Consider the following 20,082-nt stretch of genomic DNA (forward strand, 5'->3'; position numbering starts at 1 on the left):
TCTCGCTTTATCAACATACTGAGAACAGGTAGACCTGGCAAATTCGTCAGGTCTTTTCCTGTTTGTATATAGATTCAAATAAAATTGGATCTTTTTTTTGCCCACAGCTGTTTTGGACTCTGTGTGCCAGTAAATGATTATAAACGTAAAATTCCAAGGCTTTGGCTAAGAATAAAACGACAGATAGAATCAATTTCGCCTCTATCAAGCCTGTTATTGACTACCCTGACTTCCTAGATGTTCAGGTTCAGTCGTTTCAGGACTTCTTTCAGTTGGAAACACCGGCTGAAAATAGAGCGCAGGAAGGCTTGTTTAAGGTGTTTGCCGAGAACTTTCCTATCTCCGATTCACGCGAAAACTTCGTACTGGAGTTTATCGACTATCATATAGATCCTCCAAAATACTCTGTAGATGAAAGCATCGACAGGGGCCTTACCTATTCTGTTCCATTAAAAGCAAAGCTTCGCCTGATCTGTAACGACGAGGATAACGAGGACTTTGAAACGATAGAGCAGGAGGTGTTCTTAGGCAACATCCCGTACATGACCGAAAAAGGCTCCTTTGTGATCAATGGGGCTGAACGTGTTATTGTATCGCAGTTGCACCGTTCACCAGGCGTGTTCTTTGCCCAGAGCAAGCACACGAATGGTACAAAGCTTTACTCTGCCAGAATTATTCCTTTTAAAGGGTCCTGGGTTGAGTTTGCCACTGACGTGAACAACGTTATGTACGCTTACATCGACCGTAAGAAGAAGTTCCCTGTTACTACGTTGCTTCGTGCCATTGGATATGGTACGGATAAAGATATCCTGGATCTGTTCGGGCTTTCAGAAGAAATCCCTGCAGACAAAAACACACTGAAGAACTCAGTTGGCCGCAGGCTGGCTGCCCGTGTTCTGAGAACATGGACGGAGGACTTCGTGGATGAGGATACTGGCGAGGTAGTTTCCATCGACCGTAACGAAGTTATCTTAGAGCGTGACTCAGAGATAACTCCAGAAGATATAGACATTATCCTTGACTCTGGCGTGCAGTCCATTATCCTGCACCGCGAGAACGTGAACATCGCTGACTACGCGATCATCTACAACACGCTTCAGAAAGACAACTCTAACTCAGAGCAGGAAGCCGTGGAGCAGATCTATCGCCAGCTGCGTAACACAGAGGCGCCAGACGTTGAAACAGCCCGCGATATTATCCAGAAGCTGTTCTTCTCTGACAAGCGTTATGACCTGGGCGAAGTTGGACGCTACAGAATCAACAAAAAGCTTGGCCTGGATACCAACTGGGAGGCGAAAGTGCTGACCAACGAGGACATCGTTCTGATCGTGAAGTACCTGATCGGTCTGATCAACTCGAAGGCTGTAGTGGATGATATTGACCACTTGAGCAACCGCCGTGTAAGAACGGTGGGAGAGCAGCTGTATGCCCAGTTCGGTGTTGGTCTGGCCCGTATGGCCCGTACCATCAAAGAGCGTATGAACGTGCGCGACAACGAAGACTTCAAACCGGTTGACCTGATCAACGCCCGTACGCTGTCTTCTGTGATCAACTCGTTCTTCGGAACAAACCAGCTTTCTCAGTTCATGGACCAGACCAACCCGCTGGCAGAGGTGACGCACAAGCGTCGTGTATCTGCACTGGGGCCAGGCGGTCTGTCTAGAGAGCGTGCCGGTTTCGAAGTACGTGACGTTCATTACACACACTACGGCCGTCTGTGTACCATTGAGACACCGGAAGGCCCGAACATCGGTCTGATTTCTTCCCTGTGCGTGCACGCCCGCGTGAACCACATGGGCTTTATCGAGACGCCTTACAGAAAGGTGATCGAAGGTAAAGTGGTTGTAGACGGTTCTGTCGAGTACCTCACAGCCGAAGAAGAAGATACCCACCACATCGCACAGGCCAACGCCATCATTGATGAGGACGGTAACTTTATCAACCCAACTGTAAAAGGTCGTTTCGAAGGTGACTTCCCTGTGGAAGCTCCGAACACCTATACATATATGGACGTTGCCCCGAACCAGATTGTATCGGTTGCGGCTTCTCTGATTCCGTTCCTGGAGCATGATGACGCCAACCGTGCCCTGATGGGATCGAACATGCAACGTCAGGCAGTGCCACTTCTGAAGCCTCAGGCTCCGATCGTAGGTACAGGCCTGGAAGGAAGAGCAGCGATAGACTCAAGAGCGCTTGTGATCGCCGAAGGCGAAGGTGTGATTGACTTTGTAGATGCTAACAAGATCGTTGTGAAGTACGACCTGACGCACGAGGAGAAACTTGTTTCCTTCGACGCTGAGTACGTGACTTACAACCTGATCAAGTTCAGAAGAACAAACCAGGATACGTGCATCAACCTGACGCCGCTTGTTAAGAAAGGCGAGCGCGTAACAAAGGGACAGCCGCTGTGCGAAGGCTACGCCACGAACAATGGTGAGCTTGCCCTGGGCCGTAACCTGCAGGTGGCGTTCATGCCATGGCAAGGGTACAACTTTGAGGATGCTATTGTAATCTCAGAGAAAGTTGTTCGCGACGACGTGTTTACCTCTATCCACATCGAAGAATTCGAGCTGGAAGTGCGTGAGACGAAACGTGGCGAGGAAGAGCTTACTTCTGAGATCCCGAACGTGAGTGAGGAAGCCGTACGCAACCTGGATGAGAACGGTATCATCCGTATCGGTGCTGAGGTGCGTGAGGGAGACATCCTGATCGGTAAGATCACGCCGAAAGGTGAGACGGACCCAACGCCGGAGGAGAAACTGCTGAGAGCCATCTTCGGTGATAAAGCCGGCGATGTGAAGGATGCCTCGCTTAAAGCGCCGCCATCACTGAACGGTGTGGTAATAGACACAAAACTTTTCTCTCGTCCTAAGAAAGACAAAAACCTTCGGGCCAAGTCTAAGAAAGAGGTAGAAGAGCTGAAGGTAAAATACTCGAAGGAGCTGACAGCCATCAAGAATGTGATGGTGGACAAGCTGGTGGAACTGCTGGAAGGCAAAACGTCTCAAGGCATCCGTCACAAGTTCGGCGATGAAATCCTGACGAAAGGGTCTAAGTTCAGCAGAAAGAACATCATCGATGCGCTGTTCCCTGAGAAGAACCCTTACAAGGACGAAAGCAACTACGCGGTGCCGGAAGAGGTGAACATGTTCAAAGATCTTATTCTGGAGAACTGGACCACCGACGACAGCACAAACAGCATGCTGGTGGAGCTTGTGAAGAACTATAACAAGCGCCGCAACATCGTATCCGCGCACTTCAAGCGTGAGCGTTTCACACTGGAGGTAGGTGATGAGTTACCAGCAGGTATCGTGCAGCTGGCGAAAGTATACATCGCTAAGAAGCGTAAGCTGAAAGTGGGTGATAAGATGGCCGGCCGCCACGGTAACAAGGGGGTTGTAGCCCGTATCGTACGCGAAGAAGACATGCCGTTCCTGGAAGACGGAACACCGATGGATATCGTACTGAACCCACTTGGTGTACCTTCAAGGATGAACATCGGTCAGATCTACGAAACTGTACTTGGATGGGCCGGGTTAAGATTGGGTAGAACATACGCTACGCCAATATTTGACGGTGCCACAGAAGAGCAGGTTTCTGCTGAGCTGGCTGAGGCCGGACTGCCGCACTTCGGCCGTTCGTACCTGTTCGATGGCCTGAGTGGTGATCGCTTTGACCAACCGGTAACAGTAGGTGTGATTTACATGCTGAAACTGGGCCACTTGGTTGACGATAAGATGCACGCCCGTTCTATCGGTCCATACTCATTGATCACGCAGCAGCCACTGGGCGGTAAAGCGCAGTTTGGTGGTCAGCGTTTCGGTGAAATGGAGGTGTGGGCGTTGGAGGCCTTCGGAGCTTCAAACGTGCTGCAAGAAATACTTACAGTTAAATCTGACGACGTGATCGGTCGTGCGAAAGCCTACGAGTCAATCGTGAAAGGCGACGTGCTGCCGAAGCCAAACATCCCGGAATCATTCAACGTGTTGATTCACGAGTTGAGAGGATTGGCTCTGGAGATTACGTTAGAGTAACAAGTATAAAGCAAAGCGCTGCGGCATAAGCCAAAGCGCTTTGCATACTTATACAGGTTAAGCTGTAACGCATATTCATTGTATCGACATTATTCTAATAATATGGCATTTGCGAAAAATAAAAAGCTAACTCAGGACTTCTCTAAAGTTACGATCAGCTTGGCTTCGCCGGAGTCAATCCTGGAGCGTTCCAACGGAGAGGTAGTAAAGCCTGAGACCATAAACTATAGAACCTATAAGCCTGAGATGGGTGGTCTGTTCTGCGAAAGAATATTCGGACCCGTAAAGGACTGGGAATGCCACTGCGGAAAGTATAAAAGAATCAGATACAAAGGCATCATCTGCGACCGTTGCGGTGTAGAGGTGACGGAGAAAAAAGTGCGTCGTGAGCGTATGGGCCATATTGAGCTCGTAGTTCCGGTTGCGCACATCTGGTACTTCAAATCTCTTCCAAACAAAATAGGTTATCTGCTGGGCTTGCCAACAAAGAAGCTCGACCAGATTATCTATTATGAAAGATATGTAGTTATTCAACCAGGTATCCTGGCGGAAGACGGCGTAAACACGCTGGACTTCCTGACAGAAGACGAGTACCTGGACATGGTGGATAAACTGCCACGCGAGAACCAAATGTTGGATAACAATGATCCAAACAAGTTCATCGCGAAAATGGGTGCCGAGGCCCTGCAAATGCTGCTGGAGCGCATCAACCTGGATGATCTGTCTTACGAGCTGCGCCACGCAGCCGCACACGAAACATCGCAGCAGCGTAAAGCTGAGGCCTTGAAGCGTCTGCGCGTAGTGGAAGCCTTCCGTGATGCCACCACACGTATCGAAAACAGACCGGAGTGGATGGTTATCCGCATGGTGCCTGTTATCCCGCCGGAGCTTCGCCCACTCGTTCCGTTGGACGGTGGCCGTTTCGCTACCTCTGACTTGAACGACCTGTACAGACGTGTGATTATCCGTAACAACCGTCTGAAGCGTCTGATCGAGATCAAAGCCCCTGAGGTGATCCTCCGTAACGAGAAGCGAATGCTGCAGGAAGCGGTAGACTCCCTGTTCGACAACTCACGTAAAGTGAACGCTGTTCGTGCAGAAGGTAACCGGGCGCTGAAGTCGCTTTCTGACATGCTGAAAGGTAAGCAAGGACGTTTCCGTCAGAACTTGCTTGGTAAGCGTGTGGACTACTCTGGCCGTTCGGTAATCGTGGTTGGTCCTGAACTGAAGCTGCACGAGTGCGGTCTGCCTAAGAACATGGCAGCTGAGCTCTTCAAGCCGTTCATCATCCGCAAGCTGATCGAAAGAGGCATCGTAAAGACGGTAAAGTCAGCGAAGAAAATAGTTGACCGTAAGGACCCTGTTGTGTGGGACATCCTGGAGAACGTGCTGAAAGGCCACCCAGTGCTCCTCAACCGTGCTCCTACACTCCACAGATTAGGTATTCAGGCCTTCCAGCCGAAACTGATCGAAGGTAAGGCGATCCAGTTGCACCCACTGGTGTGTACGGCATTCAACGCCGACTTTGACGGTGACCAGATGGCGGTGCACGTTCCACTAGGACCTGCTGCCGTACTGGAAGCCTCTATGCTGATGCTGGCGTCGCACAACATCCTGAACCCTGCAAACGGTGCTCCAATTGCGGTACCTTCTCAGGACATGGTACTTGGTTTATACTATGTATCAAAAGGAAAGCGCAGCACAGAGAACGAAAAGATCGAAGGCGAAGGAATGAGCTTCTACTCTGCGGAGGAAGTGGTGATTGCCACCAACGAGAAGCGAATCTCTAAGCACGCCTACATCAAGGTAAGAACAAAGGTTAAGAACGAGCAAGGCGAACTCGAGACAAAGCTGATCGAGACAGTTGCCGGCCGTGTAATCTTCAACCAGTTTGTACCGGAAGAGGTAGGATATATCGATGAACTGCTGACTAAGAAAAAGCTGCAGCAGATCATTTCAAGAGTATTTAAGGAAACGGGCATGGCACGTACAGCCCAGTTCCTGGACGATATCAAAACACTAGGATTCCAGTCTGCCTACAAAGGAGGTCTGTCAATGGGTCTTGGTGATATCAACATCCCGGCTGAGAAGGAAGTGTTGGTAGAGCAGGCTAAAAAGGATGTAGATGCTGTATGGCAAAACTACTCTATGGGTCTGATCACGGACAACGAACGCTACAACCAGGTTATTGACATCTGGACACGTATCAACAACCAGATTACGGAAACGTTGATGCGCCGCCTGGAGAACGAAGACCAAGGCTTTAACTCCATCTTCATGATGATGCACTCCGGAGCCCGTGGTTCAAGAGAGCAGATCCGTCAGTTGGGTGGTATGAGAGGTCTGATGGCCAAGCCTCAGAAGTCCCTGCAAGGTTCCGTTGGTGAGATTATCGAGAACCCGATCCTTTCTAACTTTAAGGAAGGTCTGGATGTAATCGAGTACTTTATCTCTACACACGGTGCCCGTAAGGGTCTTGCGGATACGGCCCTTAAAACGGCCGATGCCGGTTACCTGACGCGTCGTCTGGTAGACGTATCGCAGGACGTGATCGTGAACGAGGAAGACTGTGGTACGCTGCGTGGTCTGGAAGTGAGCGCACTGAAAGACAACGAAGATATTGTAGAGTCTCTGTCTGAGCGTATCCTGGGCCGAGTGGCAGTGCATGATGTGTTTGACCCAATCTCAAACGATCTCATCGTGGCGTCAGGTACGGAGATCACAGAAGAGATCGCCCGTGCTATTGAAAACACGTCGATCGAGTCTGTTGAGATCCGCTCCGTGCTGACTTGTGAGTCTAAGCGCGGTATATGCGGCAAGTGCTACGGCCGTAACCTGGCGACAGGCTTCATGGTGCAGAAGGGCGAGGCTGTAGGTGTAATTGCCGCACAGTCTATCGGTGAGCCGGGTACACAGCTGACACTCCGCACATTCCACGTAGGTGGTACGGCTTCTAACATTGCGGTAGAGGCAACCATCCTGGCGAAGTTTGGCGGTAAGATCGAGTTCGAAGACGTTCGCTCACTGGATACAGTGAACAACGAAGGAGAGCCGGTTAAAGTGGTGATGGGCCGTTCAGGTGAAGTGAAAGTAGTAGATCCTAATACAGGAAAGCTGCTGATCAGCAACCACGTACCATATGGTTCATTCCTGCATGTGAATGAAGGACAGGTAGTTGAAAAGGGCGCGATCCTGTGTAACTGGGACCCTTATAACGCGGTTATCCTTTCCGAGTTCGATGGCGAAATCTCTTACGAATCCATCATCGAAGGTGTTACTTACCGTGAGGAGTCAGATGAGCAGACAGGTTACCGTGAGAAGGTAATCATCGACACGAAAGACAAGACGCAGAACCCTGCTATTGTGGTGAACCCGAAAAACGGTGAGCCGAAAGGCTATAACATTCCGGTAGGTGCTCACTTGACTGTAGAGAACGGCGAGAAGATCAAAGCTGGACAGATCCTGGTGAAGATACCGCGTGCTATCGGTAAAACACGAGACATTACGGGTGGTCTGCCACGCGTGACGGAGTTGTTCGAAGCGCGTAACCCGTCCAACCCGGCGGTAGTGTCTGAGATCGACGGTGTGGTTACATACGGTAGCGTGAAGCGTGGTAACCGTGAAATCTTCATCGAGTCGAAAGACGGCGTGAAGAAGAAATACATGGTGCCGCTTTCCAAGCACATCCTGGTACAGGATAATGACTTTATCCGTGCGGGTATGCCGTTATCAGACGGAGCGATCACGCCTACAGACATTCTGAATATTCAAGGCCCGGGTGCGGTACAAGAGTACCTGGTAAATGAGATTCAGGAAGTATACCGTCTGCAGGGTGTGAAGATCAACGACAAGCACATTGAGGTTGTCGTGCGCCAGATGATGCAGAAAGTAGTGGTAGTGGATGCTGGTGATACCAGCTTCCTGGAGAATCAAACAGTTGATAAGATCAGCTTCATGGAAGAGAACGACCACATCATCGACATGAAAGTTGTGGAAGATGCCGGAGACTCGACCAACCTGAAGCCAGGTCAGATTGTGACACCTCGTCGCCTGCGCGATGAGAACTCTAGCCTGAAGCGCCGTGACCTGCGCCTGGTGACAGTGCGCGATGCACAGCCAGCCGTTTCTCGTCCTACGCTGCAGGGTATTACACAGGCGTCACTGGGTACGCAAAGCTTTATCTCGGCTGCCTCGTTCCAGGAGACTACGAAAGTACTGAGCGAAGCCGCTATCAAAGGTAAAGCCGACGAACTACTTGGACTGAAGGAGAACGTGATCGTAGGTCACCTGATCCCAGCCGGTACGGGTCTGCGTGAATACCAGAACCTGATCGTGGGTAGCCAGGAAGAGTATGATGCGCTGGTGGAGTCTAAAAAGACAACAGCGAGAACAAAGCAGCAAGAGTTGCAAAATAAATAACTGAGCCATGGCTGAAGATCTGCAGAAACAGAATCAGATAAACATTGAGCTGACGGAGGAGGTGGCTGAGGGCGAGTACGCAAACCTTGCCATGATTGCCCACTCCAGCAGCGAGTTTGTGATTGATTTCATAAGATTGATGCCGGGGCTGCCTAAGGCCAAAGTAAAATCAAGAATAATTATCACACCAGAGCACGCCAAAAGACTTTTGGCTGCTCTGGCAGATAATGTCAAGAAATTCGAGGCCAGTTTCGGCGAAATCAAGCAATCTCAGGAGGCTCCTTCCTTTCCGATGAACTTCGGCGGAACAGTAGGAGAGGCCTAAGGTGCAGAGAATTAATGAATTAAAATTTTGAAATTGCAAAGTGAATTTTATACCTTTGCAGACCAAAATTTAAAGTGGAAAAATCTATAATTAACAGCTAGTAAATGCCTACTATACAGCAATTAGTAAGAAAAGGTAGAGAAAAGTTGACATTTAAGTCAAAGTCTCCTGCCTTAGATTCATGCCCACAGCGCCGTGGTGTATGTACTAGAGTATATACAACTACGCCAAAGAAGCCAAACTCTGCGATGCGTAAAGTAGCCAGGGTAAGACTTACCAACGGTAAAGAAGTTAACGCTTACATCCCAGGTGAAGGACACAACCTGCAGGAGCACTCTATTGTGCTTATCAGAGGTGGTAGAGTGAAAGACCTTCCGGGTGTACGTTACCACATCGTACGTGGAGCCCTGGATACGGCAGGAGTAAACGGCCGTCTTCAGTCCCGTTCTAAGTATGGTGCTAAGAGACCAAAGCCAGGTCAACCAGCAGCAGCTGCAGGCAAGGGTAAAAAGAAATAACGATAGAGTTTTAATACAATGAGAAAAGCAAAGCCGAAAAGTAGAATTCTCCTGCCAGATCCAAAATACAAAGAGACATTGGTAACCCGTTTCGTAAACTATCTGATGGAAGATGGTAAGAAGAGCGTTGCCTATGGTATCTTCTATGACGCTGTAGATCTAGTAGAGCAAAGAACCAAAGAAAACGGTCTGGAAACTTGGAAGAAGGCACTGAACAACATCATGCCATCTGTCGAAGTGAAAAGCCGCAGGGTAGGGGGTGCTACTTTCCAAGTGCCGACTGAGGTTCGTCCGGACCGCAGAGTATCTCTGGGTATCAAGTGGATGATATCCTATTCTCGCAAGAGAGGTGAGAAGACAATGAAAGACAGATTAGCAGGTGAAATTATCGCAGCTGCTAAAGGTGAAGGTGCTGCCGTTAAGAAAAAAGACGACACGCACAGAATGGCAGAAGCGAACAAAGCGTTCTCTCACTTTAGATTCTAAATTATGAACAATCGCGATCTTAAATACACAAGAAACATTGGTATTGCAGCGCACATCGATGCTGGTAAGACAACTACCACAGAGCGTATTCTTTACTATGCTGGTGTAAGCCACAAGATAGGTGAGGTACACGATGGAGCTGCAACCATGGACTGGATGGAGCAGGAGCAAGAGAGAGGTATTACCATCACTTCTGCTGCTACAACAGTTAGCTGGCCTTACAGAGGCGATAACTACCATATCAACATCATCGACACGCCGGGTCACGTTGACTTTACCGTAGAGGTAAACCGCTCCCTGCGCGTGTTGGACGGCCTGGTGTTCTTGTTTTCAGCAGTTGACGGTGTAGAGCCTCAGTCTGAGACAAACTGGCGCCTTGCTGACAACTATAAAGTAGCACGTATCGGTTTCGTTAACAAAATGGACCGCTCAGGTGCTGACTTCCTTGCTGTTTGTAAGCAGGTGAAGGAAATGCTGGGTAGCAACGCTGTGGCCCTTCAGCTGCCAATCGGCTCTGAAGACAACTTCCGCGGTGTGGTTGACCTGGTAAACAACCGTGGTATCATCTGGAACGAAGAGGATAAAGGCATGACCTTTACCGAGGTTCCAATTCCGGATGACATGGTAGAGGAAGCTGCAGAGTACAGAGAGAAGCTGCTGGAAGCAGTGGCAGAGTACGACGAGACTTTGATGGAGAAATACTTCGAAGATCCGGACTCTATCTCTGAAGACGAGATCATCGCTGCGCTTCGTGCTGCAACTATCGATATGGCCATTGTTCCAATGCTTTGCGGTTCTTCGTTCAAGAACAAAGGCGTGCAGACAATGCTTGACTACGTGATGGCGCTTTGCCCTTCTCCACTGGATAAGGAAAGCATCAAAGGCATCAACCCAGACACTGGCGCTGAGATTTCTCGCAAGCCGGACATGAATGAGCCTTTCGCTGGTTTGGCGTTCAAGATTGCTACAGACCCTTATGTAGGTCGTCTGTGCTTCGTACGTGCTTACTCAGGTGTGCTTGAGTCTGGCTCTTATGTATTCAACACACGTTCAAACAACAAAGAGCGTATCTCCCGTATCTTCCAGATGCACGCTAACAAGCAGAACCAGATCGAAAGACTGGGTGCTGGTGACATCGGTGCGGTAGTAGGCTTTAAAGATATCAAAACTGGTGACACGCTGTGCGACCAGAGCGCGAAGATCATTCTGGAGTCTATGGAGTTCCCAGAGCCGGTTATCGGATACGCTATCGAGCCTAAGTCTCAGGCTGACTCTGATAAGATGGGTATGGCTATCGCTAAGCTGATCGAAGAGGACCCTACGCTGCAGGTAAACACAGATGAAGAAACAGGCCAGACTATCCTTAGAGGTATGGGCGAGCTTCACCTGGAGATCATCATCGACCGTATGAAGCGTGAGTTCAAGGTAGAACTGAACCAAGGTGCTCCACAGGTTGCTTACAAAGAAACTATCACCAAGTCTGTTGAGCACAGAGAAGTGTTCAAGAAGCAGTCAGGTGGTCGTGGTAAGTTTGCCGACATCGTGTTCGAAATGGGACCACGTGAAGACGGCAAGCAGGGCCTTGAGTTCGTGAATGCGATCGTGGGTGGTGTGATTCCAAAAGAATTCATCCCGGCAGTTCAGAAGGGTTTCGAAGAAGCCATGAAGAACGGTATCCTGGCAGGCTTCCCTATCGACTCGATGAAAGTTCGCCTGTTCCACGGTTCCTTCCACGATGTTGACTCTGACTCACTTTCTTTTGAACTAGCAGCACGTCAAGGCTTCAAAGAGGCTGGTAAGCAGTGTGCTCCTAAGCTTCTTGAGCCGATCATGGCCGTTGATGTGGTTACTCCAGACGAGTACACTGGTCCGGTGACAGGCGACTTGAACAGAAGAAGAGGTATCATGAAAGGTATGGATACCAAAGGTACTGCTACAGTGGTAAGAGCTGATGTTCCACTTTCAGAACTGTTTGGTTATGTAACTGACTTACGTACCATCACTTCTGGTAGAGCTACTGCCTCGCTTACTTTCTCTCATTACGAGCAGGTACCACAAAACTTGGCAGATGCTATCATTGCTAAAATCAAAGGAACAGCAGCTAAATAGTAGTATAAGATGAATCAAAAAATTAGAATAAAGCTTAAGTCTTACGATCACAACCTGGTGGACAAGTCATCAGAGAAAATTGTGAAAGCTGTAAAAGCTACTGGTGCCATCGTAAGCGGTCCTATTCCTCTTCCAACAGAGAAGGATAAATTTACAGTGCTTCGCTCACCACACGTGAACAAGAAGTCTCGTGAGCAGTTTCAGCTTTGCACATACAAGAGATTGGTAGATATCTACTCTACAAGCTCTAAAACAGTTGATGCGTTGATGAAGCTTGAATTGCCAAGCGGCGTTGATGTTGAGATCAAAGTTTGATAGCATCAGAACAAAAGGGAAGAGGAGAGCGAAAGTTCTCCTCTTTTTTTGTACCTGCTTGACAATAAATATTTTAGAGAAAGCTTGAATAGATTGCCAAAAAATTATTAACTTTGCACTCCCTTAGCGAAAATAGGGGGCAAGGAATTATTGTATCCATCTCTAAACAAAAGTTGAATGCCTGGAATTATCGGTAAAAAAATCGGAATGACAAGCCTCTTCACAGCAGATGGTAAATACACACCAGTAACGCTTATCCAAGCAGGTCCGTGTGTAGTTACTCAGGTGAAGACGGTTGAGAATGATGGCTATGCTGCAGTGCAGATTGGCTATGGTGACAAGAAACTCAAGAGAGTAACGAAGGCGGAAGCCGGTCATTATGAGAAAGCCAAAACTGCTCCGAAGAAAAAAGTAGCTGAATTTGATGTAGAAGGAGTTTCTTACAACCTGGGTGACACAGTAGATGCCAACCTGTTTGTAGAAGGCGAATTCGTAGATGTAGTAGGCACATCAAAAGGTAAAGGTTTCCAAGGTGTTGTTAAGCGCCACAACTTTGCCGGTGTTGGCGGCCAGACCCACGGTCAGCACAACAGAGCGAGACACCCAGGTTCAATCGGTGCCTGCTCATGGCCTTCAAGAGTATTCAAAGGCATGCGCATGGCGGGTAGAATGGGCGGTAACAGAGTAAAGATTCAAAACCTTACTGTACTGCGCATTGTCGCTGATAGAAACCTTATTGTAGTTAGTGGCTCTGTTCCTGGTGCCAAAAATTCTTACGTGTTAATTGAGAAATAAGATGGAGCTTTCTGTATTAAATATTAAAGGTGAAGATACAGGCAGAAAGGTTACTCTTTCTGATGCTATTTTTGGTCTTGAGCCAAACGAGCATGCCATGTATCTTGACGTGAAGCAGTACCTGGCAAACCAAAGACAAGGTACGCACAAGTCAAAGGAGCGTAACGAAGTTGCGGGTTCTACAAAGAAGATCAAGAAGCAAAAAGGTACAGGCGGAGCCCGTGCAGGTAGCTTAAAGTCTCCTGTGTTCGTTGGCGGTGGTCGTGTATTCGGTCCTAAGCCAAGAAACTACAGCTTTAAGCTGAACAAGAAGCTGAAAAGAGTTGCCCGTCTTTCTGCCCTTTCTCTTTTGGCACGTGATAACCGCGTGACGCTGGTAGAGGCTTTCTCTATGGAGGCTCCAAAGGCGAAAGAATTCAGAGGTATCCTGAACAACCTGCAGTCTACTGGCAAAACACTCGTTGTTCTTCCAGCTGCTGACAAGAACATCGTGCTTTCAGGCAGAAACCTGCAGAAAGTAAAGGTTGCTACTGCGAAGGATGTAAATACCTATGACCTGCTGAACACAGAGAAACTTCTTCTTGTTGAGCAATCAGTAAATGAATTAGAAAACCTCTTTAGCGCGAAATAATGAACGTTCTGAAAAGACCAATTATTACAGAGAAATACGCTGCCTTACACGAGGTTGGTAAATATGCTTTTGAGGTACAGAAAGATGCCAACAAAGTAGAGATCAAGAAGGCGGTAGAAAAGATGTATGGCGTAACGGTTGATAAAATCTCAACGATGCGCGCTCTTGGCAAGAAGAAGACGAAGTATACGAAGTCTGGCGCTGTAACTGGCCGTACCTCTCTGATCAAAAAGGCAATTGTTACCCTGAAAGAGGGTGAAGTAATAGACTTTTACAGCGGCATATAATTAAGTTAAAATGGCTTTAAAAAAGTTAAGACCAATAACACCAGGTCAAAGATTTAGAGTAGCCCCTGCTTTTGATGAAATAACAGCAACTACTCCTGAAAAATCTTTGTTGGCACCCCTCTCAAAATCTGGTGGACGTAACAACTCAGGTAAAATGACTATGCGCTACATCGGCGGTGGTCATAAGAGAAAGTACAGAATGATTGACTTCAAGCGTACCAAGCACGGTGTGCCTGCTACGGTGAAGACGATCGAGTACGATCCGAACAGAACAGCTCGCATTGCGCTGCTTCATTACGCTGATGGAGAGAAAACATATATCATCGCTCCTGCAGGACTACAGGTTGGAACCGTAGTAAACTCAGGCCCTGGTATTGCTCCGGAAGTAGGTAACTGCTTACCTCTTTCTGATATTCCTCTAGGTACTATCATTCACAACATTGAGCTTCAGCCAGGTGCTGGCGCCACACTTGCAAGAAGTGCTGGTTCTTACGCTCAGCTTGTTGCCCGCGAAGGTCGTTATGCCACAATCAAACTTCCTTCAGGTGAACTGAGAATGGTACTTGTTAACTGCTCTGCCACTGTAGGCACCGTTTCCAACGCTGAACACATGAACGTGAAGCTTGGCAAGGCTGGCCGTAACAGATGGTTAGGTAAGCGTCCTCGCGTACGTGGTGTTGCTATGAACCCAGTGGATCACCCTATGGGTGGTGGTGAAGGTAAGTCTTCAGGCGGTCACCCACGTTCACGTAAAGGCTTGTATTCTAAAGGTCTTAAGACTAGAAACAAGAACAAGTATTCTGAGAAGCTTATAGTTAATAGAGGAAAGAAAAAGTAAATGGCTAGATCGTTAAAAAAAGGGCCTTATATTGACTTTAGGCTCGAGAAAAAAGTAACTGTGATGAATGAGGCCGGCAAGAAGTCTGTTATCAAGACTTGGTCACGCCGATCCATGATTTCTCCGGATTTCGTAGGTCACACATTCGCAGTGCACAATGGTAACAAGTTCATCCCGGTTTATGTGACTGAAAACATGGTAGGCCACAAGCTTGGTGAATTTGCTCCAACAAGAAACTTTAGAGGTCACATTGCTAAGAAAGATAAAGGCAAGCGTTAATAATGGAAGCAGTAGCAAAACTTAACAACGTCCCTACCTCTCCTCGCAAGATGAGAATGGTAGCCGACTTGGTACGCGGCAAAAGCGTATCCAAAGCTCTTGGTATTCTGAAATTTGAAGCCAATGCTGGTGCAGCCAAAGTTGAGAAACTTCTTTTATCTGCATTAGCAAACTGGCAGCAGAAAAACGAAGACGCTCGCATCGAAGAAGCAAATCTTTATGTGAAGACGATCTTTGTTGATGAAGGCAAGATGCTGAAGCGTCTCCGTCCAGCTCCGCAGGGACGTGGTTATAGAATCAGAAAAAGATCTAACCATGTAACTGTAGTAATCGACAGCATGACTGATGAGCAACTTGAGAAGCTACAGTCAAAGAAATCTAAAAAAGCCAACAAGTAAGAATTATGGGACAGAAAGTTAATCCGATAGGTTTTCGACTAGGTGTTATCAAAGGTTGGGATTCTAACTGGTATGGCGGCAAAGATTTCGCTGAGAAGCTGATCGAAGACGAGAAAATTAGAAAGTACATCCTAGCTCGTATCCCGAAAGGCGGTATTTCTAAAATTATAATCGAAAGAACGCTTAAGCGTATCACCATCACTGTGAACACAGCACGTCCAGGTGTTGTGATCGGTAAAGGCGGTCAGGAAGTAGATAAGATCAAGGAAGAGCTGAAGAAGCTTACGAACAAAGATATCCAAATCAATATCTTTGAGATTAAGCGTCCGGAGCTTGATGCCAAACTGGTAGGCGAGTCTATCGCGCAGCAGTTACAGGCCCGTATCTCTTTCCGCCGTGCAATGAAGCAGGCAATTGCTTCTGCGCTGCGTGTAGGTGCTGAAGGTATCAAAGTACAGGTGTCAGGCCGCCTTGGTGGTGCTGAGATGGCTAGAACGGAACACTACAAAGAAGGTAGAACTCCGCTTCACACCCTGCGTGCAGACATCGACTACGCTCTTTCTGAAGCACAGACAGTGTATGGTAAACTGGGTATCAAAGTGTGGATCTTCAAAGGCGAGGTTTACGGTAAGAAAGACCTTACTCCGAACGCCGGCATGGAGAGCAGCAAAGGACCTGGTGCCGCTTCTGGCGACAGACGTGGTGGCGACCGCCGCAACAAAAAAGGTGCTGGTGAAGGTGCCCCTAAGCGTAAGCGTCGTCAATAATTAAGTGTTAACATTATAAGTTTTAGAAAATGTTACAGCCGAGAAGGACTAAATATAGAAAAATGCAGAAAGGCCGCGTGACTGGTCTGGCTCATAGAGGCAGCACCATCTCATTTGGTTCATTTGCAATAAAATCGCTGGAAGCATCATGGATTACGTCGCGCCAGATTGAGGCAGCCCGTATCGCCATGACAAGAGCGATGAAACGTGAGGGTCAAGTTTGGATCCGTATTTTCCCTGACAAACCTGTTACGAAGAAGCCTGCTGAGGTGCGTATGGGTAAGGGTAAAGGTTCTCCTGAATATTGGGTAGCAGTTGTTAAGCCAGGTACAATCATGTTTGAATCTGATGGTGTGCCTCTTGAAGTAGCAAAAGAGTCTTTGAGACTTGCTGCTCAGAAACTGCCAGTTAAAACAAAGTTTGTAGTACGTAGAGATTACGTTGAGAAATAAAATGAAAAATTCAGAGATAACAGCTTTATCTACTGCAGAATTGCAAGAGAAGCTCAACACTGAGAAGGCTAACATGCAGAACATGCGTTTTGCACATGCTATATCTCCACTGGAGAACCCAATGAAAATCCGCGAGACGAAGCGCCTTATTGCTCGATTGAATACTGAAATTCGTCGTCGTGAAATAGAAGCTAACTCTTAAGACTTATTAAGATCATGGAGAGAAACCTAAGAAAAGAAAGAAGCGGTAAGGTTGTTAGCAATAAGATGGACAAGTCCGTTACTGTGATGGTGGAAAGTAAAATGAAGCACCCAATGTACGGTAAGTTTGTTAACAAGTCTACCAAGTTCATGGCTCACGACGAAAACAACGAATGCAACATTGGTGACTTTGTTCGTATTCAGGAAACGCGTCCGCTCAGCAAGAACAAGAAATGGCGTTTAGTAGAAATTATAGAAAGGGCTAAATAAGATGATACAGCAGGAATCAAGACTAAGTGTAGCTGACAACAGCGGAGCGAAGGAAGTCCTTTGCATCCGTGTACTGGGCGGTACTGGTAAGAAGTATGCCTCTGTTGGTGACAGAATTGTAGTAACTGTTAAGTCTGCCCTTTCTTCTGGAAACGTTAAGAAAGGAACTGTTTCTAAAGCAGTTATTGTAAGAACAAAGAAAGAGGTGAGAAGAAAAGACGGATCTTATATCCGTTTTGACGATAATGCTGCCGTTCTTTTGAATGCCAACAACGAACCACGCGGTACGCGTATCTTTGGCCCGGTTGCACGTGAACTTCGTGAAAAGCAGTTCATGAAGATTGTTTCGTTAGCACCTGAAGTTCTTTAACCCCTAATTCAGATTAAGATGAATAAGAAAAAACTTCATGTAAAGACTGGCGATACAGTTAAAGTGATAGCCGGTGACGAGCGCGGAAAGACTGGCCGCGTAATCGCTGTAAACATTGAGAAGCAGAGAGTGACTATTGAAGGCCTTAACATGGTTACGAAGCACCAGAAACCTAGTGCTAGCAACCCACAGGGCGGTATCAACAAGGTAGAAGCTCCTATTCACGCTAGCAACGTTGCGCTTGTAGACCCTAAATCAGGAGAAGCAACCAAGACTGCTAGAAGAAAAAACAGCGAAGGTAAGACAGAGCGTTATTCTAAAAAGACAGGAGAAGTAATCTAAGATGGCAACTGCAAGATTAAAAGAGAAATATCATAACGAGGTAGTGCCTGCCTTGAAAGAGAAGTTCCAGTATAAGAACGTCATGCAGGTGCCAAAGATCACGAAGATCTCAATCAACAAGGGAATTGGCTCTGCCGTTTCCGACAAGAAATTGGTTGACATCGGCGTGGAGGAACTCACTACCATCACAGGACAGAAAGCTGTAGCTACAATCGCCAAGAAGTCGGTTTCGAACTTCAAACTGCGCGAAGGTATGCCTATCGGTGCTCGTGTTACCCTGCGTGGTGCGAAAATGTATGAGTTCCTGGATCGTCTTTTGACCGTGGCTCTGCCACGTGTTCGTGACTTCAGAGGTGTGAACGACAAAGGCTTTGACGGCCGTGGTAACTACACGCTGGGTGTTAAGGAGCAGATCATCTTCCCTGAGATCAGCATCGATAAGGTGAAAGCCATCTCAGGTATGGACATTACTTTTGTTACAACAGCTAAAACAGACGAAGAGAGCTACGAACTGCTGAAAGCATTCGGTATGCCATTCGCTAATAACAAGAAATAACCATGGCGAGAGAATCAGTAAAAGCTAGAGAGCTTAAGAGACAGAAGCTGGTTGCAAAATATGCTGCAAAAAGAGCTGAGTTAAAAGCCAAAGGAGACTACGAGGCGCTGGATAAGCTGCCTCGTAACGCTTCACCTGTAAGATTACATAACCGTTGCAAGCTCTCCGGAAGACCGAGAGGTTACATGAGAAAGTTTGGTATTTCTCGTGTCGTTTTCAGAGAACTGGCAGTTATGGGTAAAATTCCTGGTGTAACAAAGTCGAGCTGGTAATTTTTTCTTAACTCATTAAGAATCATAAAAAGATATTTGTATCTTTGCCCCTCGCTTAGATAAAGCATTCATTATTCAATTTATTCATAATGAACTCAGATCCAATAGCAGATTATTTAACTAGAGTGCGCAACGCCATCAAAGCGAGCCACAGAATAGTTGAAATACCATCTAGCAAGATAAAAAAAGAGATTACCAAAGTATTGTACGACAAAGGGTATATTCAAAGTTATAAATTTGATGACTCTAGTGTACAAGGTACAATTAAAATAGCTCTGAAGTACAACCCGAACACCAAGCAGTCTGCTATTGTGAAACTGGAGAGGGTAAGTAAGCCAGGGCTTCGTAAATACACTGGTAGCGAAAACCTGCCAAGAGTATTGAACGGCCTTGGTGTAGCTATCTTGTCTACATCTAAGGGTGTAATGACAGAGAAAGAAGCTAAGTCACTGAATGTAGGTGGCGAAGTGTTATGTTATGTATATTAATAGGAGGATAGACAATGTCACGTATAGGAAAATTGCCAATCACCCTGCCTAACAACACACAAGTTGCCATTGGTGATAACAATGTAGTAACAGTGAAAGGCCCTAAAGGCGAACTTTCTACTGCTATCGATAAGGACATGATTGTAAAGCAGGACGAAAACACTATTATTGTGGATCGCCCTACCGAGCAGAAGCGCCATAAAGCGATGCACGGTCTTTACAGATCTCTTATCAATAACATGGTTGTTGGTGTTAGCGAAGGCTACAAAGAGCAGCTGGAGCTAGTAGGCGTTGGTTACAAAGCAACTGTGCAAGGTAACGTCCTTGAGCTGTCTTTGGGTTACTCTCACAACATTTTCATGAGCTTGCCAGCCGAGGTTTCTGCTACAGCAGTTACTGAGAAAGGTAAGAACCCAATTGTGACACTTGAGAGCAACGATAAACAACTTATCGGTCAGGTTGCCGCAAAAATAAGATCGCTGCGTAAGGTAGAGCCTTATAAAGGTAAGGGTATCCGCTTCGTAGGTGAAGTAATCAGAAGAAAAGCTGGTAAGACAGCGTCTAAATAATCATCATCATGTCTACTAATAAAATAAGCAGAAGACTAAGAATAAAGAAGGGTATCAGAAATAAAATTTCTGGTACTTCTGAAAGGCCAAGGCTGACTGTATTCCGTAGCAACAAAGCTATTTATGTGCAGTTGGTTGATGATACTACTGGTGTGACACTAGCGGCTGCCTCTTCAGTTAAACTTGATGATGCAAAAGCGAATATCGAAGTAGCTGGTAAGGTTGGTAAAGCTATTGCCGAGCAGGCACTGGCAAAAGGAATCAACCAGGTTGTTTTCGATCGTAACGGTTACCTATATCACGGTAAAGTAAAATCATTGGCAGAAGGCGCTCGTGAAGCAGGCCTTAAATTCTAAAAATT

At 47.1% G+C, this 20,082-nt stretch carries 24 protein-coding genes; all 24 read left to right on the top strand.

Going from position 1 to position 20,082, the window contains the following annotated elements:
• The first annotated feature begins 161 nt into the window (after positions 1-161).
• The 24 genes from rpoB (at position 162) to rplR (ending at position 20,077) form a co-directional block, all read left to right on the top strand.
• Positions 162-4,034, top strand: coding sequence for a DNA-directed RNA polymerase subunit beta (rpoB, locus tag CA264_RS19360; protein WP_025609045.1), 3,873 nt, complete (start codon positions 162-164; stop codon positions 4,032-4,034).
• Positions 4,035-4,136: 102 nt separating this feature from the next.
• The gene (rpoC, locus tag CA264_RS19365; protein ID WP_025609046.1) at positions 4,137-8,453 is read left to right on the top strand and encodes a DNA-directed RNA polymerase subunit beta'; all 4,317 of its coding nucleotides are present in this window, start codon (positions 4,137-4,139) and stop codon (positions 8,451-8,453) included.
• Positions 8,454-8,460: 7 nt separating this feature from the next.
• On the top strand, positions 8,461-8,778 hold the full coding sequence (locus CA264_RS19370; protein WP_025609047.1) for a DUF3467 domain-containing protein: 318 nt from the start codon (positions 8,461-8,463) through the stop codon (positions 8,776-8,778).
• Positions 8,779-8,882: 104 nt separating this feature from the next.
• Positions 8,883-9,296: a 30S ribosomal protein S12 gene (gene rpsL / locus CA264_RS19375; protein ID WP_025609048.1), complete on the top strand. Its 414-nt coding sequence runs from the start codon at positions 8,883-8,885 to the stop codon at positions 9,294-9,296.
• Positions 9,297-9,314: 18 nt separating this feature from the next.
• Positions 9,315-9,782, top strand: coding sequence for a 30S ribosomal protein S7 (gene rpsG / locus CA264_RS19380; protein WP_025609049.1), 468 nt, complete (start codon positions 9,315-9,317; stop codon positions 9,780-9,782).
• Positions 9,783-9,785: 3 nt separating this feature from the next.
• Positions 9,786-11,891 carry an elongation factor G gene (gene fusA, locus CA264_RS19385; RefSeq protein WP_025609050.1) on the top strand — a complete coding sequence of 702 codons (2,106 nt, stop codon included), beginning with the start codon at positions 9,786-9,788 and terminating at the stop codon, positions 11,889-11,891.
• A gap of 9 nt (positions 11,892-11,900) precedes the next feature.
• On the top strand, positions 11,901-12,206 hold the full coding sequence (rpsJ, locus tag CA264_RS19390; RefSeq protein WP_007654312.1) for a 30S ribosomal protein S10: 306 nt from the start codon (positions 11,901-11,903) through the stop codon (positions 12,204-12,206).
• A gap of 177 nt (positions 12,207-12,383) precedes the next feature.
• Positions 12,384-13,001 (top strand): 50S ribosomal protein L3, encoded by a 618-nt coding sequence (rplC, locus tag CA264_RS19395; protein WP_025609051.1) that lies wholly within the window; start codon positions 12,384-12,386, stop codon positions 12,999-13,001.
• A gap of 1 nt (position 13,002) precedes the next feature.
• Complete coding sequence (rplD, locus tag CA264_RS19400; RefSeq protein WP_025609052.1) at positions 13,003-13,632, top strand: 50S ribosomal protein L4; 630 nt, start codon at positions 13,003-13,005, stop codon at positions 13,630-13,632.
• Positions 13,632-13,919 (top strand): 50S ribosomal protein L23, encoded by a 288-nt coding sequence (rplW, locus tag CA264_RS19405; RefSeq protein ID WP_025609053.1) that lies wholly within the window; start codon positions 13,632-13,634, stop codon positions 13,917-13,919. The genes rplD and rplW overlap by 1 nt, the downstream gene beginning before the upstream one ends.
• A 10-nt stretch (positions 13,920-13,929) precedes the next feature.
• Positions 13,930-14,757 (top strand): 50S ribosomal protein L2, encoded by an 828-nt coding sequence (gene rplB / locus CA264_RS19410; RefSeq protein WP_025609054.1) that lies wholly within the window; start codon positions 13,930-13,932, stop codon positions 14,755-14,757.
• Positions 14,758-15,036 (top strand): 30S ribosomal protein S19, encoded by a 279-nt coding sequence (rpsS, locus tag CA264_RS19415; RefSeq protein WP_025609055.1) that lies wholly within the window; start codon positions 14,758-14,760, stop codon positions 15,034-15,036.
• Between the two features lie 2 nt (positions 15,037-15,038).
• Positions 15,039-15,434, top strand: coding sequence for a 50S ribosomal protein L22 (rplV, locus tag CA264_RS19420; protein ID WP_025609056.1), 396 nt, complete (start codon positions 15,039-15,041; stop codon positions 15,432-15,434).
• A gap of 5 nt (positions 15,435-15,439) precedes the next feature.
• Positions 15,440-16,201, top strand: coding sequence for a 30S ribosomal protein S3 (gene rpsC / locus CA264_RS19425; protein ID WP_025609057.1), 762 nt, complete (start codon positions 15,440-15,442; stop codon positions 16,199-16,201).
• 29 nt (positions 16,202-16,230) lie between these two features.
• Positions 16,231-16,653, top strand: coding sequence for a 50S ribosomal protein L16 (gene rplP / locus CA264_RS19430; protein WP_025609058.1), 423 nt, complete (start codon positions 16,231-16,233; stop codon positions 16,651-16,653).
• Position 16,654: 1 nt separating this feature from the next.
• Positions 16,655-16,855: a 50S ribosomal protein L29 gene (gene rpmC / locus CA264_RS19435; RefSeq protein ID WP_025609059.1), complete on the top strand. Its 201-nt coding sequence runs from the start codon at positions 16,655-16,657 to the stop codon at positions 16,853-16,855.
• Positions 16,856-16,869: 14 nt separating this feature from the next.
• Positions 16,870-17,124: a 30S ribosomal protein S17 gene (rpsQ, locus tag CA264_RS19440; RefSeq protein ID WP_025609060.1), complete on the top strand. Its 255-nt coding sequence runs from the start codon at positions 16,870-16,872 to the stop codon at positions 17,122-17,124.
• A gap of 1 nt (position 17,125) precedes the next feature.
• Positions 17,126-17,494: a 50S ribosomal protein L14 gene (rplN, locus tag CA264_RS19445; RefSeq protein ID WP_025609061.1), complete on the top strand. Its 369-nt coding sequence runs from the start codon at positions 17,126-17,128 to the stop codon at positions 17,492-17,494.
• Positions 17,495-17,512: 18 nt separating this feature from the next.
• Entirely contained in the window at positions 17,513-17,836 is a 324-nt protein-coding gene (rplX, locus tag CA264_RS19450) for a 50S ribosomal protein L24 (RefSeq protein WP_025609062.1), read from the top strand.
• Between the two features lies 1 nt (position 17,837).
• A complete protein-coding gene (rplE, locus tag CA264_RS19455; RefSeq protein WP_025609063.1) occupies positions 17,838-18,392 on the top strand; it encodes a 50S ribosomal protein L5 in 555 nt (184 codons plus the stop codon).
• A 2-nt stretch (positions 18,393-18,394) separates the two neighbouring features.
• Positions 18,395-18,664, top strand: a complete 270-nt coding sequence (rpsN, locus tag CA264_RS19460) for a 30S ribosomal protein S14 (RefSeq protein WP_025609064.1) — start codon at positions 18,395-18,397, stop codon at positions 18,662-18,664.
• Between the two features lie 89 nt (positions 18,665-18,753).
• Positions 18,754-19,152 (top strand): 30S ribosomal protein S8, encoded by a 399-nt coding sequence (gene rpsH, locus CA264_RS19465; protein WP_025609066.1) that lies wholly within the window; start codon positions 18,754-18,756, stop codon positions 19,150-19,152.
• A 14-nt stretch (positions 19,153-19,166) separates the two neighbouring features.
• Positions 19,167-19,721 carry a 50S ribosomal protein L6 gene (gene rplF, locus CA264_RS19470; protein WP_025609067.1) on the top strand — a complete coding sequence of 185 codons (555 nt, stop codon included), beginning with the start codon at positions 19,167-19,169 and terminating at the stop codon, positions 19,719-19,721.
• An 8-nt stretch (positions 19,722-19,729) separates the two neighbouring features.
• Positions 19,730-20,077 carry a 50S ribosomal protein L18 gene (rplR, locus tag CA264_RS19475; RefSeq protein WP_025609068.1) on the top strand — a complete coding sequence of 116 codons (348 nt, stop codon included), beginning with the start codon at positions 19,730-19,732 and terminating at the stop codon, positions 20,075-20,077.
• Positions 20,078-20,082: the final 5 nt, after the last annotated feature.

Origin of the sequence: Pontibacter actiniarum (assembly GCF_003585765.1) — a bacterium.
Classification (GTDB): domain Bacteria; phylum Bacteroidota; class Bacteroidia; order Cytophagales; family Hymenobacteraceae; genus Pontibacter; species Pontibacter actiniarum.

Bases quoted from the DNA above. Each gene is read 5' to 3' on its own strand.
- rpsJ (WP_007654312.1), top strand. From the start codon at position 11,901: ATGAATCAAAAAATTAGAATAAAGCTTAAGTCTTACGATCACAACCTG.
- rpsG (WP_025609049.1), top strand. From the start codon at position 9,315: ATGAGAAAAGCAAAGCCGAAAAGTAGAATTCTCCTGCCAGATCCAAAA.
- rpsC (WP_025609057.1), top strand. From the start codon at position 15,440: ATGGGACAGAAAGTTAATCCGATAGGTTTTCGACTAGGTGTTATCAAA.
- rpsS (WP_025609055.1), top strand. From the start codon at position 14,758: ATGGCTAGATCGTTAAAAAAAGGGCCTTATATTGACTTTAGGCTCGAG.
- rplV (WP_025609056.1), top strand. From the start codon at position 15,039: ATGGAAGCAGTAGCAAAACTTAACAACGTCCCTACCTCTCCTCGCAAG.
- CA264_RS19370 (WP_025609047.1), top strand. From the start codon at position 8,461: ATGGCTGAAGATCTGCAGAAACAGAATCAGATAAACATTGAGCTGACG.
- rplF (WP_025609067.1), top strand. From the start codon at position 19,167: ATGTCACGTATAGGAAAATTGCCAATCACCCTGCCTAACAACACACAA.
- rplN (WP_025609061.1), top strand. From the start codon at position 17,126: ATGATACAGCAGGAATCAAGACTAAGTGTAGCTGACAACAGCGGAGCG.
- rpsH (WP_025609066.1), top strand. From the start codon at position 18,754: ATGAACTCAGATCCAATAGCAGATTATTTAACTAGAGTGCGCAACGCC.
- rplB (WP_025609054.1), top strand. From the start codon at position 13,930: ATGGCTTTAAAAAAGTTAAGACCAATAACACCAGGTCAAAGATTTAGA.
- rplE (WP_025609063.1), top strand. From the start codon at position 17,838: ATGGCAACTGCAAGATTAAAAGAGAAATATCATAACGAGGTAGTGCCT.
- rpoC (WP_025609046.1), top strand. From the start codon at position 4,137: ATGGCATTTGCGAAAAATAAAAAGCTAACTCAGGACTTCTCTAAAGTT.
- rpsL (WP_025609048.1), top strand. From the start codon at position 8,883: ATGCCTACTATACAGCAATTAGTAAGAAAAGGTAGAGAAAAGTTGACA.
- rplW (WP_025609053.1), top strand. From the start codon at position 13,632: ATGAACGTTCTGAAAAGACCAATTATTACAGAGAAATACGCTGCCTTA.
- rplD (WP_025609052.1), top strand. From the start codon at position 13,003: ATGGAGCTTTCTGTATTAAATATTAAAGGTGAAGATACAGGCAGAAAG.
- rplC (WP_025609051.1), top strand. From the start codon at position 12,384: ATGCCTGGAATTATCGGTAAAAAAATCGGAATGACAAGCCTCTTCACA.
- rpsQ (WP_025609060.1), top strand. From the start codon at position 16,870: ATGGAGAGAAACCTAAGAAAAGAAAGAAGCGGTAAGGTTGTTAGCAAT.
- rpmC (WP_025609059.1), top strand. From the start codon at position 16,655: ATGAAAAATTCAGAGATAACAGCTTTATCTACTGCAGAATTGCAAGAG.
- rplP (WP_025609058.1), top strand. From the start codon at position 16,231: ATGTTACAGCCGAGAAGGACTAAATATAGAAAAATGCAGAAAGGCCGC.
- rpsN (WP_025609064.1), top strand. From the start codon at position 18,395: ATGGCGAGAGAATCAGTAAAAGCTAGAGAGCTTAAGAGACAGAAGCTG.
- rplR (WP_025609068.1), top strand. From the start codon at position 19,730: ATGTCTACTAATAAAATAAGCAGAAGACTAAGAATAAAGAAGGGTATC.
- rplX (WP_025609062.1), top strand. From the start codon at position 17,513: ATGAATAAGAAAAAACTTCATGTAAAGACTGGCGATACAGTTAAAGTG.
- fusA (WP_025609050.1), top strand. From the start codon at position 9,786: ATGAACAATCGCGATCTTAAATACACAAGAAACATTGGTATTGCAGCG.